The following is a 16,681-nucleotide window of genomic DNA, read 5'->3' as shown; positions in this document are numbered from 1 at the left end:
CTGACTTGGCGGGTTGTTATTCCCGCCAAGCAGATAATTCCCTCTTCTTGTATGGATAAATGAGTACGAAGAGCATTGAAATGATACAACCGTAGAAGGTCCACCCCGACATCTCCTTGACGGCCGAGAGGGTGGCCTGCACTTGTATTTTGCCTTTAGTAGACGTGGCAGCCATGTGTTCGGCCTCGGTCTCGCTGCGGCCTTGCCAGCGCATCCCGTTTACCGTCTGGTCGTAGTCGGCGGCCGACTGGGGGTTGATGCGGTCTACATCTTGAGCAAACATTGTGATGTAGTGCTGCTGGCGGTGCTGGAGCACGTTGGAATAGAGGGCCGAACCGATACCCGGGCCAATAACCATACGCACACTGAGCATGATACATATCCAGGTCGACAGATACTTGTAGGGCATGCGTTGGTTGGCATACACGGCCGTGAGGGAGTAGATGAGCATCATGCCGGTCGAGCGTATGATTACCGGGTACTTCATCCTCTCGTACAGACCGTCGGTCTGCACTTCGAAATACATGAACAGGGACGACAGGCCGATGAGCAAGAAACCTAAAGCGAAAAGATATTTCAGCTTTACGTTGCGGGAGCCCAGGAAGATGGCTATCACGGCCCCGATGAAATAGCCCAGCATGCTCCAGTTGCCCAAGGCGGCATTCTGCCAGTTGTCTATTTTCATGCTCATGCCGGTAAACACGTTGACAAACATCGAACTGGTATTGAACACCATGAGCAGGAGGAACAGGACGATACCCATGTTGATGGTGCGCAGGCGGAATACCCCCATGAGGAAGTAGGGCGATTGGTGAGACCACTCCATGTAGAAGAACACGAGGGCAAAGACTACCGTAAGTATCGTGGAGCGTACGATGGTGGGGTCGGAGAACCAGTCGAGCGTTTTGCCATACACGAGAACGTAGATGCCGCAGGTCATCATGGCGCTGAAAACGGCCACATTGCCAAACTTGCGGAACGTAATGGGGAAACGCCGGTTGTTGTAGGTGTGGTAAGGCATGGTGACGAGGACGATGAGTATAGCTACGAGCGTCATACACATCATGTAGTAGTACACGTCTTGCCACTGGTATTCATAAGCCAGCCATGCCGTGAGCGATGTACCCAACTGTCCCAGGATCATGAAGAACAGATATATTATCGGCATGCTCTTGCTCTTCTCCGAGTCGAGTCGGTCCCATCCCTCTTCATTGACAGGTTCGTTGCCCGGTGTGATGTTTTGCGTAGCTTCCATGCCGAAAGCGTAGCGTATGAGCGAGAACAGATTGACCATCATGAGTACCATGCGCAAGAACCCCATGATGAGGCTGCACAGGGCCAGTACAAATATGCTGTCGGTGATGGCGCAGATATGGCTGAGAAGATACATCAGGGAGAACCCTACGACACACATCATCTTTTCGCGGCGTATGCACACCAACTGGTAGAAGAAGGGCGAGAAGGCCGCCATGCCCACGGAGGTGACGAACCCCACGAACTGTATGTGTTCCGACTGTATGCCCAGTCCGCTTGTCATTTCGCCGCTGTTGGCTGTATAAACGCCACCTACGGTGAGGATGGGGATAAACAGCAGTATCAGCAGTATGATGCCCAGCGGCTTGGGTACCCAGTTGTAGAACGGGTAGTTCTTATATTTTGCCCCATAGGTGAGGCTTATCGTATTTTGTTTCATGACTCTAAGCTTTTTGTGAGAGATGCTTTACGAGCCAGCTTGCTTAATCGATTTTAGCTTTTACGATTACCATCATGCCGGCAGCCAGGCGTTCGTTGTCGGCTTCGGACAGATCGGTGAAGTCGATTCTGACCGGGATTCGCTGGCGTATTTTCACGAAGTTACCGGCCGAATTGTCGGTAGGAACGAGCGAGTATTTGGAACCGGTGGCTCCCGAGATGGCCGAGATGCGTCCCTTGAACTCATGTCCGTCAAGAGCATCTACCGTAATGGCTACCTCCTGGCCTACATACAGGTTTTCGACCTGGGTCTCCTTGTAGTTGGCAATCACCCACTTCTGGGTGTCGGGTATGATGTAGGTGAGAGTCTGTCCGGCCGAAACATACTGCCCATCCTCGACGGCACGGCGTCCGAGTTTGCCGTCGCAAGGAGCCACGACTACGGTGTAGGAGAGGTTGAGGCGGGCCATCTCGAGTGCGGCGCGGGCTCTTTCGACAGCAGCCTCGGTGCTTTGGCGGCGGGTAGATACCTCGTTCACGCCCGATATGGCAGCCTTTTGCTGGCTTATCAGTCCGGCCAGTTTTTTTTGGGTAGCCTCGTATTCGGTCTCGATTTGCTCCAGTTGTATCGGTGTTGTGGCATTGCGTTCAAGCAGGTTCTGGTAGCGGGTGCGGTCTTTCTCGAGTTTGGCCAGGCGTATCTTAACCTCGGCAATCGATGACTCGTAGACCGAGGCCGAAGCCTGTGTCGTCTGCAGTGTCTGTCCTATGACCGATGCGCCGGCTAAAGCATCCTTCAGCGCAGCTTCGGCTTCCATCACGCGAATGCGGTATTCGCGGTCGTCGAGGATCAAGAGGGTGTCACCCTTTCTTACGTTCTGGTGTTCAGTGAAACATACTCGCTTGATGTAGCCCGAGGCACGAAGGTTGACCGGCGAGATATATTGTTCTATCTGGGCATCGTTGCTGGTTTCGGTATTTTTGTAGTCGAGAAAAATCATCGATATTTTCACAATGCCGCATACGAGGATTATAATGCCGAAGATGCTGGCTACGATTTGGCGGGAGCGCTGTTTCCTTAATCTTTTGGCTTGTTGTTCCAGGGTGTTGGTTTTCTGTATGTTGTTGTTCGGAGTTTTCATTGAAGTAAATTCTAAAATGGTTGATTATGAGTGTGTTTGTGCGCTGTGCGGTTGCTCTGTGAAAAGGTCTATTCCAGCAGAGAGTCGAGTTTGCCGGTCAGTTTCAAGAGCGACAAGGCCGTCACGCGATAGTTGTAGTGAGCGGTCACATAGCTGTTTTGAGCTTCGCTCATCTGCATCTCGTCTTGGAGCACTTCGGTCATCGAGGCTATGCCTTCGCGGTAGCGGTCGGCCGTAACGGCGTAGACCTCCTCGGCAAGCCGGTAGTTGTCGAGTTGCTTGGTGAAGTTGCGCCTGCTGTTCATGAGGTCGCAGGTTGCATTGAGGTATTGGGTGTGCAACCCTTTGAGGGCGTCGTTGTAGGCCAGGCGGGCGTTCTCGGCATCGAGTTTGGCCTTGCGTATCTTGGAGCGTTTCTCGAGTCCGTCGAATATTGGGATACGCAGCGTGATGCCCAGACCCGATGAGTTGTACCAGTGGTTGGAGGGGCCGGAGTGAAACCAGTTGCAGAACTTGTCGGTGAAAGCCGAGTAGGTGAAGTTGCCTGTGAGCGAGAGTGAAGGCAGGTAGCCTTGCCGAATCATCGTCTCTTGCTTGTTGGCCAGTTCGCTCTGTTGTTGCAACAGCTGTAGCTCGGGCAACGACTCGTAAAGTCCGGTGAGTTCAATATCCTCGACGCTTGCCGCATTGACTGCGGTAAGGGCTATGGGCTTTTCGGCCGGATAGTCGATTACATACTTCAGCATGTTGGTCTGTTGCGTGAGCATGGCCTCGGCGTTGTCGCATTGTACTTGCAGATTTTCCAGGTTGATGTTCACTCGCTTCACGTCGACATCCATGGCCATACCGTTGTCAAAAAAGGCTACGGTAATATCTCGCAGCTCTTCCAGTCGGGCGATGTTGTCCTTGATGATGGCAATCTGCTCTGCCGTGCTCTGGGCGAGATAGTACATGCGGGTTATCTGCTCTATGAGGTCGTTGCGGGCCTTGTCGTAAGAGAGGCGGTTGATGCGGTCCATCATCTTCGTGATGTCGAGCGTTGTGAGCAGTGTCTGGTTATAGAGCGGCATCTGCAACTGGAGCCCGGCCGAAGCATTGTACTGCAAGGTCTTGGTCACGTTGTAGGGGTTGCCGTAGGCCGAGCCGTCGGTTACGGATACGGGCGGATTGAAGTTGTCGTTGAACGACCCTACGGCGTTGATTTGAGGCAGCAGTTTGGCACGGTTTTCGGTAACATTGTGTTTGCCTTTCGTGATGTCGTTGCGCCTCGTCTGTAGCTGGAGGTTGTTTTCGATGCCCATGAGCAGACACTGCTCGAGCGTGAGCGTCTCCTGCGCTTTAAGAGGAAAAAGCGTAGAGAGAACAGCAAATGTAAATAAAAGTCTCTTCATAACGTTTGTTTCATTTATCCACTGCAAAAATAGGTAGTTATATATGCTTTATCGCGATGAGATTTCCCTACTGTATGTTCATATTTTCCGTTTCTGTATGAGTGGGGTATAAAAAACGGGAGATAATCGCTGTAAAGCTGTGAAACGGATCCGGTCCGGACCGTTTTTGGGGAGGGGGATGGGTAGGGTAAGCAGGCGGCAGAAGTGAACGGGAAACCTGTGGCAGGCCGTGGTGCGTTTTGAGCCGTGGACAGGAGCTGTTTTTCGTCCCTCCTTATTAAAAAGGTGTGATGCCCCCGAGTGTATGTCATGAATGGCGGCCGATGCTGATGGCCGGCATGTAGTTGGGGGGCAGGCGTGGGGCCGTTTCGGGTAGGGAGGAAGAGGTGGAATGAAAAATAGCGGGGGGAGGAGGGGCTGGTTTTTGTGGAAATTTTTTTATCTTCACCGCCAAATCGTGAACTATGGCTTCCTATTCCCGAAAAGCTACCCGCAACAAGGCGTTGTGGGGATATTTGCTGCTCGTTGTCGTGCTGCTCTCCTCCTCGTGGTTTGTCTATCACGAGATAGGGCTGTTGGTATCGGTGCGTGAGGTTGAGGAGGATATGACGGCCAAGCGCCATCGAGTATCCGATGCGCTGTCGCTGCTCTATCGTACCGAGACGCTGGGGCAATCGCTGGTGTGGGGACGCTATTCCGATTATCCGGTGTACCGGCGTTTGATGAACGATGCCGTGTCGTGCGTCGATTCGTTGTGTAACATCACTGCCGACTCGGTGCAGTTGTCGCGTATCGACAGCATTGTCTATCTGTTGAATCGGAAAAATTCGGTCATCCGTCGGTTGATGAGTACGTCGATCGATGTGGCCGAGGAACAAAATCGCAAGTTCGACGACATCATGCGTCAGCAAGACTCCTTGCTCCTTATTCATGCCCATCAGCAAAAGTTGGCCCAGAAGAGCGATTCGCTCATGGAGAAGCGCAAGCGGCGCAATCTGTTCGGTCGCATAGCCGATGCCATATCGGGCAAGTCGCCGGGCGGACTCGACAGCATTCGGTCGGAGTCGCGGCGGATTGGGGCTTTGAGCGATTCGCTGGCTCTGGACCTGAAGGCCATGGAGAGCGGTTTTCACGAGAGTCGCGAGCTCTCGAAGCAGGCCCTCGAGCGGGAACGCTGGCGACTGCGGTTTGACAACCAGCGGTTGAGCGGGCAGATAGGCCGGCTGATGAGTAGCTTCGAGCAGGAGCAACTGTTGGTCTCGGAGCGGATTCTCGACCGCAACGAGGCTATCCGCCAGGAGTCGATGAATGCTCTGGTGGGGGTGGCCTCGGGGGCTATCGTGCTGGCGTTGATATTCGGCATCATGGTGTGGCGGGGCTGGATGCGCGACGACCGCTGGCGTCGCGAACTGGAGGAGGCCCGCCGTCGGGCCGAAGAGCTGCTGGAGGCTCGCGAGAAGCTGATGCTGACAATTACGCACGACTTCAAGGCTCCGCTCAGTTCGATTATCGGATATGTAGAACTGATGATGAGGCTCGACAACAGCGAGCGGCAGCGGTTCTATCTGCAAAATATGAAGGCCTCGTCCGACCATCTGTTGTCGCTGGTGAGCGACCTGCTCGACTTTTATCGGCTGGAGTCGCACAAACTCGATGTCAATCACCTTACCTTCAATCCGCGGGTGTTGTTCGAGAAGATTGTCTCGGCCATGCAGCCGGTGGCCGAGAAGAAGCAGTTGACGCTGGAGTTGAAGGCCGAACCGTCGGCCAATGCCACCTTTGCGGGCGATCCGTTGCGCATCCAGCAGATTGTCGACAACCTGCTCTCCAATGCGTTGAAGTTTACCGCCCGGGGACGGGTCACCGTGCATCTATTCGTGCGGGGACAATACCTGGTCTTCTCGGTGAGCGATACGGGGCGGGGCATTGCCCGTGACGATTTGGAACAGATATTCCAGGCCTTTACCCGCTTGTCGTCGGCCCAGGGTATCGAAGGCTTCGGGTTGGGCTTGACGATTACCCGGCAGTTGGTCGACCTGCTCGGCGGCCGGCTCGATGTGCGCAGCCAGGAGGGGGTGGGCAGTACCTTCACCGTAGAGATTCCGCTCGACAAGGTCGACGGCGAGGCCGAGCCCGAAGCTCCCGCCTTTGCCGGGCGCCGCTGCCTGTTGCTCGACGACGACAAGATACAATTGACCCTCTTTGAAAACCAGTTGAAACAACTCGGCGTGGAGGCGGTCTCCTGTGTGCGGCCCGAAGAGGTGGTCAGCTATCTGGAGCACGAACCCTTCGACGCCGTCTTTACCGATATGCAGATGCCCGAGATGGATGGTGTGCAGTTCTTGAAATCGTTGCGCGATTCGTCGGTGCCCCGGGCCCGGGATATTCCCGTGGTCGTGGTCACGGCCCGCAGCGATTCGGAGCGTCTGTTGTCCGAAGGCTTTTCGCGTGTGTTACGCAAACCCTTCTCGTTGGCACAGCTGTCCGACTGCCTGTCGGCCATTTGGCACGAGGTACCTCGGGCCGTAGCCGAGCCGCAGCCTGTGACCGCCGAAGGTGAAGAGTCGCAGGGGCGATATGACTTTTCGCCGCTCACCGTGTTTGCCGGTGACGACCGGGCCGCCCGTGTGAAGATACTGGAAACCCTCTTGCACGAACTTACGACCCAGATCGAAGAGCTGGAGCAGGCTCGCGAGACGCGCAACGGGGTAGTCGTTACCCGTATGGCTCACAAATGGCAGCCGCTTTTTGCCATGCTGAAGCTCTCGGACATGCTGCCGTTGCTTTCGCGACTGGAAGAGGAGGGGGCTGCCCCGTGGAGCGATAGCCTGTCGGAACACTTGACCCCTCTGCTCGCCTGTGCCGGGCAGATACGGGACGAGTTGCAAGCTATTTTAAGAAAGGAGGAACAACAACCATGAACCATATTCTTATCGTCGAGGACGATACTACATTTGCCCTCATGCTGCAGACGTGGCTTACCAAAAAGGGCTTTGCCATCACCTCGGTTTCGGGGGTGGGAGCGGCCCGGCGTGCACTGCAGGACGAAGCCGTCGACTTGGTGCTGTGCGACTTGCGGCTGCCCGATGGCGAAGGCATCGACCTGCTGGAGTGGCTCAATGCCCGGCGGCAACCGGTGCCGGTTATCGTGATGACCAGTTATGCAGCCATCCCCTCGGCCGTCCAGGCCATGAAACTGGGGGCCAAGGATTATATAGCCAAGCCGGTCAATCCCGAAGATCTGTTGCAAAAAATCAACGAGGTACTCGGGGCCGCCGCCCGTGCCGTCGAACCGAAGCAGCCCAAGCCAAAGGCTGCACCCGAAGAGCCCGGCTATCTCGAGGGGCAGAGCGAAGCTGCCCGGCAGCTCTATTCGTATGTACGGTTGGTAGCCCCTACCAGCATGTCGGTCTTAATCAACGGGGCGAGTGGTACAGGTAAAGAGTATGTGGCCAAGCGGATACACCAGTTGAGCAAGCGAGCCGACCGTCCGTTTGTGGCCATCGATTGCGGAGCCATCCCTAGGGAGTTGGCCGCCTCCGAGTTCTTCGGTCATAAGAAGGGGTCGTTTACGGGGGCTATCGAAGACAAGGTGGGAGCCTTTGTCGAGGCCGACGGAGGCACGATATTTCTCGACGAGATAGGCAACCTCAGTTACGACGTGCAGATACAACTGCTCCGGGTGTTGCAGGAGCGGAGGGTCAAGCCGATAGGTACCACGACCGATATTAAGGTCGATGTGCGGTTGATTGCCGCTACCAACGAAGACTTGAAGGCTGCCATAGCCGCGGGTACCTTCCGCGAAGATTTGTATCACCGCATCAATGAGTTTACCATCCATATGCCTCGCCTGTGTGAGCGGGGCGAAGATATTCCACTCTTTGCCAACTTCTTTCTGGACCAGGCCAATCGCGAGTTGGAGAAGCCCGTCCCGGGATTCCGGCCCGATGCCATGGAGCAGATTTGTCGCTATCGCTGGCCCGGTAACTTGCGCGAGATGCGCAATACCGTAATGCGGGCCGCCCTGCTGTCGCAAGGAGCTCCCGTCGGGGTGGAACATCTGGGGCTGGAGGTTGCCGAGTCTGCGAAACGGACGGCCGCATTGCACGACCCCGAGAGCGAACGCACCAAGATTGTGGCCGCTCTGCAACACTGTGCAGGCAACAAGAGCCGGGCGGCCGAAATGCTGGGCATCGATCGCAAGACACTCTACAACAAACTCAAACTGTATCACATCGAGTGAAGCCGGGCGGGTGGGGGTGATTGTCGCCTTTCAATCTCGGTTCCCGTACATCTATATCGGGGCACTCCAATTGGGGTGTCCCGATGCTTTTTGGGTGTGTGGTGTGGAATTTTTCCACACCACTCCACATCTGTTCCACACTATTCCACACTATGCTACAAGTGGTATTATTTTTTAATATCTTAATAAATAGAGCTTTATGTGCATATTGGCGCCATTGGCACGGCGATTGTATTTTCATTAGGCGAAGAATGGAATAATAGAGTGTATAACTTAAAAATGTGGAATTATGAAAAAGTTAATGTTATCAGTCGCAGTATTTATGATGTCGGTTAGCGTTTCATCTTTTGTTTCGTATGCACAGAGTCCGAGCGAAGAACCGGCACAAACCGATAGTGTTCCTGCACAGGAACCCCAAGGAGAGGCAAGTCTGTTCGGTCTGAATGAAGAGCCGGCTCCTGCTGACAGTGTCCCCTCTCAAGAACCGCAGAGTGAAAAGTCTCTGTTCTGTCTGAATGAGGAGCCGGCTCCTGCCGACAGCGTTCCCACTCAAGAGCCTCAGAAAGACGAGCCTCAAGCCAATCTCTATCTGCTCGGCCTGACCGAAGAGCCCACCGACAGCGTTCCCACGCAGGAGCCTCAGAAGGATGAGCCCCAAGCCAATCTCTATCTGCTTGGCCTGACCGAAGAGCCCACTGACAGTGTTCCCACGCAGGAGCCGCAAAAGGATGAGCCTCAAGCCAATCTCTATCTGCTCGGCCTGACCGAAGAGCCCACCGACAGCGTTCCCACTCAGGAGCCGCAGAAGGATGAGCCTCAAGCCCAAAATTCTATCGCATAACTTTTGCATCGGATAAGTGAGTTAATCTTTAGAAAAAGCGTTCTTATTTTTATCTGTATTAGTGAAGATGATGGAGCCGCCATTCTCCTCGGTATGAGGGGGATGGCGGCGTTTTTTGCATCCCCTCTTTAAGAGGCCTTGCAGAAAGGGTGGCAAATTCTTTTATCTATTGGGAATAATAGCGTAAATAATATTAAAATGTAACCATTTCTCGTTATATTTGCATAGTTAAATTGTATTTACAACTCTGTTTAAGAGGTTAAAATGCAAGAGATAGCAGGAGTGCCTGATATAGTCGAGGACGACGTTTTGTCGCCTGGAGGCTTAGGCTTTGTCAAAACCGAACCGAATATGCCGGATGCTGAAGAAGAAGGGTGGTATGTGGCGAAAACCTATCGCCAGGAACGCAAGATAAAGGAGCTTCTTACCCGCATGGGGGTGGAGCACTTTATCCCTTTTCGCGAAACTGTCAAAGAGATTGGCGGAAAGCGTAAGAAGGTCGAAGTCCCTTTTATCAGCGGGTTGATATTCGTTCATGGTTGTAAAAAAGAGTGCATTTCGCTTATCAACGACTATGGTTACCCCATGCGGTATGTTCGCGACTTTTCCAGCCGCTCGCTGTTGCGAGTGCCCGACAAGCAGATGGAGGACTTCATCTATCTGGTAGAACACCACGAGAACGAAATCGAGGTGCTGCCTCACGACCTGCGTCGGGGCGACCGCGTGCGGGTTGTCGCCGGCAGTTTTGCCGGCATCGAAGGCGAACTGGTGCGCATAGCCGGCCATCGCCGCGTGGTGGTTCGGATAGACAACCTCTTTACCGTAGCCACGGTCTATATACCGGGCAGTTATTTGGAGAAGATATAAATTTGAATGATGAAAATATTGGTTACTGGTGGTGCCGGATTTATAGGAAGTAATTTGTGCCAAGGCTTAATAGACCATGGTTATGATATCGTAGCACTTGATAATCTGAACGATTATTATGATATAGAGTTGAAATATTCCCGTTTAGCTTTGTTGGGAATTGAAAAAGAGGAGATAGCAGATGGGGTAATTGTGCAGAGCCATCGATACGACCGATTGAGATTTGTCAAGATAGATCTGGCGGATCGGGAGGCATTGCAATCTCTTTTCCGAGAAGAGAAGTTTGATAAGGTATGTAGCTTGGCAGCCCAGGCCGGAGTAAGATATTCCATAGATAACCCTTATGCGTATGTCGAAAGTAATTTGGTAGGGTTCGTCAATCTCTTGGAATGTGTAAGACACTATCCGGTCTCCCATTTTGTGTTTGCCTCGTCGAGCAGTGTGTACGGTATGGATACCCATGTGCCTTTTTCGGAAGAGGATAAGACCGATAAGCCTGTGAGCCTGTATGCTGCTACCAAAAAGGCCGATGAACTGATGGCTCATGTCTATGCCCATTTGTATGGCATACCTACTACGGGTTTGCGATATTTTACGGTTTACGGGCCTTGGGGCCGTCCCGACATGGCTCCTTCACTCTTTGTAAAAGCGATTGACGAAGGGCGTCCCATAAAGGTGTTCAATCAAGGCAATCTGTCGAGAGATTTTACCTATATCGATGATATTGTGGAGGCTACCATAAGAGCAATAGATTATACCCGAGACAAAGACCATGTATTCGATATTTATAATGTAGGATGCGGCCACCCGGTACCTTTGATGGACTTTATTCACATTATAGAAGAGAATATGGGTAAGAAAGCCCAGTTGGAGATGTATCCGATGCAGGCTGGCGATGTGTATCAAACTTATGCCGATTCGTCGAAATTTGAACAGACTTTCGGATTTAGACCTTCAGTGACATTAAGCGAGGGAATTGCTCACTTTGTGGACTGGTACAAGACGTATAATTGTCGGGAAGAATAATGCGGTTGAACAAGTCGAAAATAAAATCGCTTTTTCAGAATCAGGATATACGGGGATTGGTAGGAAATTTTTTCTATTTGTCCATCCTCAAAATCATATCGTTTGTTTTTCCCCTTATTACTTTGCCTTATCTTACGCGTGTGATAGGGGTAGAAAAATTTGGAGCGATAGCTTTTGCTACGGCAGTAATTGTGATTGTAGAGACTGTCGTGGATTGGGGGTTCAACTATACGGCGACTCGTGATGCCGCTCGGGCTCGTGAAGATATAGATGTGGTTTCGCAAATATTCAGTGAGGTGATTTTTTCGAAACTAACCTTGATGGCGATATGTTTCTTTTTGCTTTTTTCATTGTTGCCCTTGTTTTCGCTGTCAAAAGAAACAGAGTTGCTGTTGTTGTTGACTTTTGCCTATATACCAGGACATATACTGTTTCCTGAGTGGCTGTTTCAGGCATTTGAGCAGATGAAATATATTACTATCTTGAATGTGCTGTCGAAACTGATATTTACGGTATTGGTGTTTGTCGTTATTCGTGAGCAGAGCGATTATATGTTTCAGCCGCTTTTGGTGGCTTGCGGATACATCGTTAGCGGTATAATAGCCATGTTTGTTTTGGTAAAACGTTATGGTATTTATGTGCGATTCCCGAAGTTTGGTCCGATTTTCAGACGATTGAAAAATTCGACAAATATGTTTATAAGTTTGATTGTTCCCAACTTATATAATAATTTTTCGGTAATCTTGTTGCGGACCTATTGTGGAGACGGTGCAACAGGTATCTATTCGGGCGGAGAAAAATTTCACGGGATAGTCGATCAGTTGACACAGGTTCTTTCGAGAGCTTTTTTCCCGTTCCTGGCCCGGCACGAGGAGAAGCATAGCCTCTATGTAAAAATTACGGGAACTATAGCCATATTGATGAGTTTGCTTATGTTTTTGGGAGCCAATCTCTTTGTCGATATATTCTTGACGCCCAATTTTTCCGATTCGGCAACTGTTATTCGCATCTTGGCATTGTCGCCAATTTTTTTATTTCTGTCCAATTCTTATGGTACTAATTATTTGGTCCTCGTAGGAAAAGAAAATTTGATACGCGACATATATGTTGTGTGGTCTCTGGTTGGCTTCGCTTTGGCCTGGATTCTGGTCCCCCGATTTAGTTATGTGGGAGTTGCGTTCGTGCTGTTGGCAATAAGGGGAGCTATAGGCGTATCGATTTATCTCATGGCTAAGCGGTTGATGAAAGCAAAAACTCATAGTTAGATGCAGAGGATTATTGATTATATAAAATCGCCACGACGTTTGTTGTTGGCTATTGTCAAAAAAACGAATTTCTTGTATAGTGATTCGGTCTATTTAAGGTTAGTGTATTTCCTTGAAATGAGGAACCCGTTGCACCTCAAACATCCGGTCACATTCAATGAAAAGTTACAATGGCTGAAGTTGCACGATCACAATCCATTATATACTCAGATGGTAGATAAATATGAGGCTAAGAAGTATGTGGCTTCTATTATTGGTGAGAAGTATATTATTCCCACATGGGCCGTGTGGTCGGGGGTAGAGGATATTGATATGTCTCGTTTACCCGATCAATTCGTATTGAAGACTACTCACGATGGAGGAGGCGAGGGCGTCGTTGTTTGTCGTAATAAAAAAAATTTTGATGAACAGTCTGCTTTATCGAAATTGAAACGCTCTATGCAACGCGATATATATGCCGAGACGAAGGAGTGGCCATATAAACAGGTGAAGCCTCGGATTATTGCCGAGAAATATATAGCAGATGAACGTGGCGAACTGGCCGATTATAAGTTCTTTTGTTTTGACGGTAAGGCTTATTGTGTGATGGTTTGTATAGACCGTAGTATAGGAAGTCCGAAATTTTATTTTTTTAATAGAGATTGGACTCTTTTACGATTGAATAAAAGGGGGAAAGAGGCTCCTGTTGATTTTACGTTACCCGAGCCGTCCGGTATGAACGAAATGTTCCGTCTGGCCGAAAAGTTGTCGGGAGGAATCCCGTTTGTGAGGGTCGATTTATACAATCATGCAGGAGCCATTTATTTTGGTGAAATGACCTTTTATCCGGCGAGTGGTTTCGACGGGAATTTACTGGAAGAGACCGATTGGCTGTTTGGGTCGATGATTTGTTTGAAAAACTGAGCGTATCGATTTTTATTATGAGGACGATAGGATTTGTAATAAGTAAAAAGGAGAATGAACATCGTCGGGCTCTATTGCCTTGCGATGTGAAGTCTATAAAGAATAAAGAGCATGTCTATATCGAGAAAGGCTATGGTTCCATATTGGGATATGACGATAGCTGCTATCTGAACGAGGGTATTGGCGGCGTTTGTGACCGGGCTGAGATTTTGAAGAAAGATGTGATATGTGACCCTAAGGTGGGAGATGCCGAATACTTGAACGAACTGTCGGGACAAATCGTTTTTGGATGGTTGCATGCTGTTCAGAACAGAGATATTACCGGCCGGGTGATTGCAAGCAAATTGTCGGCGTACGCCTGGGAAGACATGTACGAAATGGGGCGTCACTCTTTTTGGAGGAACAACGAGATTGCCGGAGAGGCTGCTATCATGCACGCCTATTTGAGGCATGGAATCTTTCCATATCATACTCGAGTGGCCGTAATCGGTCGAGGCAATGTTGCTCGGGGGGCCATGAACATGCTCAATTATATGGGTGCAATGGTTACTGTTTATGATCGTAAGACAGAGGCTTTATTCCGAAAAGAGCTACCACTCTATGATGTAGTCGTAAATGGGGTATTGTGGGACATTTCTCGCAAGGATCATATTATATCGCGGGAAGATTTGAAACGCATGAAACCGGGTGCGATGATTATAGACATCAGTTGTGACCGGGGTGGCGGTATAGAGACAAGTGTTCCCATGACGATTGATAATCCGGACTACGAGATTGATGGTATTCGTCATTATGTTGTAGACCATACTCCGGCTTTGTTTTATAAAACAGTCTCCAAAGAGTTAAGTAAAGAGGTCGTGAAATATATCGACTATTTTATAGAAGGGAGAGAGTTGGAGTGTGAAGTCTTGAAAAACAGCCTGATTATTGAACAAGGGGTTATTCGAGACGAAAGAATAAATAGTTTCCAAAATCGGCAGGTCCTGAAATAGATGGTATATTTTTAGAAACGGAATTTTATGGCATTACAGAAACCCGTGGGGCTTGTTTCCCCGATACTGTTCTTTTTCTTATATTATTTACAGGGTATCTTGTATCCCAGTGGTAGTATTTTATCGCAGGTTTCTATTTTCTTTTTTTTATTGATAGGTCTTTATTATTACGGGAAAACTGCATTGTATGTACATAAGCCTTTCTGGGTAACGATATGGTTGATTTTTTACTTGGTTCAGACGGCTTCGTTTTTGTTTTCTCCCCAGGTCGTTTTCGGTACGGTGTACGAGGCAATAGGAGAGGTACATACAATGGACCAATTTAAGAGCATATCTGCATTTATGCTTTCGTTCTGTATCGGCTATGTGGTTGCCCGAAAATCTGGTAAGATAAGTAATAATATTTTGGTTTCTATTGGACTGATATTCTTTTTACTGGCTTTAATTCGCTATTTTTATATGTTGCATGCGTTACTTTCATGGTTGAGAGTGGATGGTGTGACGAATAATAGTGGATATTTTGTAGTAGGAATTCTTCCGTTCTTACCTTTTTTTTTGAAGCGGAGTAAGATTTTGGCAGCTATAATATTGGTCTTGTCAATTGTGCTCATCATGTTTGCGGCCAAACGTGGAGCTATTGTATGTATGGTAGCGGCTTTGTTTTTCTCGGTATTGTTTTATCTCAAAGAGAATAAGGCATCGATGAAAGCCATACTTTTGGCTGTAGTCTTGTTCTTGGGTGCCGGCTACCTTATTTATTATGCTTATGAATCGAATGAGTGGCTTTTGAGCCGTATCGAGTTTATGCAGAACGAGGGTATAGGCGGCCGAGGCGTAGCTTATCCTGTGTTGCTGGGGCACTGGTACAATGATACAAATTTCTGGACACTCATGTTTGGTAATGGTATGGCCCAAACGGTAACAGTTTGGGGCAATTTTGCACATAACGACTGGTTGGAATTGCTGATTTGTAATGGTGTAGTGGGTGTCGTACTCTATTTGATGATATTCGTCGGCCTGTTTCGATTCATATATCGGTCATCGTTATCTTCGTGGGTGCGTTTGTCGGCCTATTTGTGTATGTTGATTTGGTTCCTTCAATCGCTCTTCTCCATGGGATTTACCTCTATGTCTAATGTAGAATATATTTTGCTGTTGGGACTGATTGTAGGTAGTGAGAAAGTTCAGTTCAAAAAGGTTCCCTGTAATGGATAAGAAGGTACTTTGTTTGATTGATTGTCTGAATTCTGGTGGGGCCCAACGTCAGATGGTGGGATTGGCCGGACTGTTGAAACAGAATGGCTACTCCGTGCGACTGGTCACTTATTACGATATTCCTTTTTATAAACCGCTTCTCAAGTCGCAAGGCGTAGAGTGTGAGTATCTGGAAAAAGCCAATAACAAGTGGTTTCGGATATATGCCATTTACCGGTATTTGACTGCTTATTCGCCCGATGCAGTCATTGCCTATTTAGATGGGCCGTCAATCATCGCCTGCATTTGTAAAATGCTAGGGGGCAAGTTCCGGTTGATTGTCTCGGAACGCAATACCACCCAGAGGCTCTCTTGGAAAGAGCGTATTAAATTTTGGAGCTATCGGTTTGCCGATAAGATTGTATGTAATTCATATACTCAAGCTCGGTTTGTCGAGAACCATTATCCTCTTTTATCACCCAGGTGTGAGGTGATAACCAATTATGTGGATTTGGAGCGTTTCCAACCGTTGCCGAGGGAGGCATTCGAGCATCCGTATCTGCATATTGTGGGCGTAGGACGGGTATCGGAGCAGAAAAATATTCTTCGCTTTATCGAGGCCGTCAATATTGTGCGTCAACATTATCCGGTGAAGGTTTCGTGGTACGGGATGAAGGACTCCTATTTTGCATGGTGTGAGAAGAAAATAGAGGAGTATCGTTTGAACGATATATTTACTTTTTATGCTCCGACCCAAGAGGTGGAGCGAGTGTATCACGAAGCCGATCTGTTTTGTTTGCCGTCGATTTACGAAGGGTTCCCTAATGTTTTGTGCGAGGCAATGAGCTGTGGAGTGCCGGTTGTATGTAGCCGGGTTTGCGATAACCCGTATATTGTGGAGGAGGGTAAGAGTGGATTCTTGTTCGATCCGAATGATGTGCAGGATATGGTTCGAACAATCGAGCGATTCATAGAGTTGCCGGACAATCAGCGGCGCGAACTGGCTGCTAATGCCAGATTGCGAGTCGAGCAACTTTGTTCAAAAGAGACGTTTGTCAACTCTTATCGGCGTATTATTGATGCTTGAAGCGAAGGATTAAGAGAATTTTAGAAGATTGCACAACT

The 16,681-nt window shown here is 49.4% G+C and carries 13 protein-coding genes; 10 read left to right on the top strand and 3 right to left on the bottom strand.

Translation table 11 applies throughout. The annotated features are described in order from the left end of the window. Positions 1 to 16 precede the first annotated feature (16 nt). The 3 genes from B5F38_RS10145 to B5F38_RS10135 form a co-directional block, all read right to left on the bottom strand. Positions 17 to 1,693, bottom strand: a complete 1,677-nt coding sequence (locus B5F38_RS10145) for an MFS transporter (protein ID WP_087409178.1) — start codon at positions 1,691 to 1,693, stop codon at positions 17 to 19. 43 nt (positions 1,694 to 1,736) lie between these two features. Next, a complete protein-coding gene (locus B5F38_RS10140; RefSeq protein ID WP_087409177.1) occupies positions 1,737 to 2,834 on the bottom strand; it encodes an HlyD family secretion protein in 1,098 nt (365 codons plus the stop codon). Between the two features lie 68 nt (positions 2,835 to 2,902). Continuing rightward, positions 2,903 to 4,225, bottom strand: a complete 1,323-nt coding sequence (locus B5F38_RS10135) for a TolC family protein (RefSeq protein ID WP_087409176.1) — start codon at positions 4,223 to 4,225, stop codon at positions 2,903 to 2,905. A gap of 464 nt (positions 4,226 to 4,689) precedes the next feature. On the opposite strand from B5F38_RS10135, the gene B5F38_RS10130 reads away from it, so the two are divergent. The 10 genes from B5F38_RS10130 (at position 4,690) to B5F38_RS10085 (ending at position 16,643) form a co-directional block, all read left to right on the top strand. Beyond that, on the top strand, positions 4,690 to 7,146 hold the full coding sequence (locus B5F38_RS10130; protein ID WP_087409175.1) for an ATP-binding protein: 2,457 nt from the start codon (positions 4,690 to 4,692) through the stop codon (positions 7,144 to 7,146). Continuing rightward, positions 7,143 to 8,468: a sigma-54 dependent transcriptional regulator gene (locus B5F38_RS10125; RefSeq protein ID WP_087409174.1), complete on the top strand. Its 1,326-nt coding sequence runs from the start codon at positions 7,143 to 7,145 to the stop codon at positions 8,466 to 8,468. Before B5F38_RS10130 ends, B5F38_RS10125 begins: the two co-directional genes overlap by 4 nt. 301 nt (positions 8,469 to 8,769) lie before the next feature. Then, positions 8,770 to 9,309: a hypothetical protein gene (locus B5F38_RS10120; protein WP_158096872.1), complete on the top strand. Its 540-nt coding sequence runs from the start codon at positions 8,770 to 8,772 to the stop codon at positions 9,307 to 9,309. A gap of 351 nt (positions 9,310 to 9,660) precedes the next feature. Further along, positions 9,661 to 10,176, top strand: a complete 516-nt coding sequence (locus tag B5F38_RS10115; RefSeq protein ID WP_087409172.1) for a UpxY family transcription antiterminator — start codon at positions 9,661 to 9,663, stop codon at positions 10,174 to 10,176. Positions 10,177 to 10,185: 9 nt separating this feature from the next. Beyond that, positions 10,186 to 11,202, top strand: a complete 1,017-nt coding sequence (locus B5F38_RS10110; RefSeq protein ID WP_087409219.1) for an NAD-dependent epimerase/dehydratase family protein — start codon at positions 10,186 to 10,188, stop codon at positions 11,200 to 11,202. Further along, a complete protein-coding gene (locus B5F38_RS10105; RefSeq protein ID WP_087409171.1) occupies positions 11,202 to 12,467 on the top strand; it encodes an oligosaccharide flippase family protein in 1,266 nt (421 codons plus the stop codon). The genes B5F38_RS10110 and B5F38_RS10105 overlap by 1 nt, the downstream gene beginning before the upstream one ends. Next, positions 12,468 to 13,370, top strand: coding sequence for an ATP-grasp fold amidoligase family protein (locus B5F38_RS10100; RefSeq protein ID WP_087409170.1), 903 nt, complete (start codon positions 12,468 to 12,470; stop codon positions 13,368 to 13,370). A 17-nt stretch (positions 13,371 to 13,387) separates the two neighbouring features. Continuing rightward, positions 13,388 to 14,362 (top strand): N(5)-(carboxyethyl)ornithine synthase, encoded by a 975-nt coding sequence (locus B5F38_RS10095; protein WP_087409169.1) that lies wholly within the window; start codon positions 13,388 to 13,390, stop codon positions 14,360 to 14,362. A 27-nt stretch (positions 14,363 to 14,389) separates the two neighbouring features. Beyond that, the gene (locus B5F38_RS10090) at positions 14,390 to 15,577 is read left to right on the top strand and encodes an O-antigen ligase family protein (protein ID WP_087409168.1); all 1,188 of its coding nucleotides are present in this window, start codon (positions 14,390 to 14,392) and stop codon (positions 15,575 to 15,577) included. Beyond that, a complete protein-coding gene (locus B5F38_RS10085) occupies positions 15,570 to 16,643 on the top strand; it encodes a glycosyltransferase family 4 protein (RefSeq protein ID WP_087409167.1) in 1,074 nt (357 codons plus the stop codon). The genes B5F38_RS10090 and B5F38_RS10085 overlap by 8 nt, the downstream gene beginning before the upstream one ends. The last annotated feature ends 38 nt before the right edge of the window (positions 16,644 to 16,681 follow it).

It is taken from the genome of Barnesiella sp. An22 (genome assembly GCF_002159975.1).
GTDB lineage: Bacteria > Bacteroidota > Bacteroidia > Bacteroidales > Barnesiellaceae > Barnesiella > Barnesiella merdigallinarum.
The sequence above is the reverse complement of the archived record's forward strand: the minus strand, read 5'-3'. Positions and strand labels throughout refer to the sequence as shown.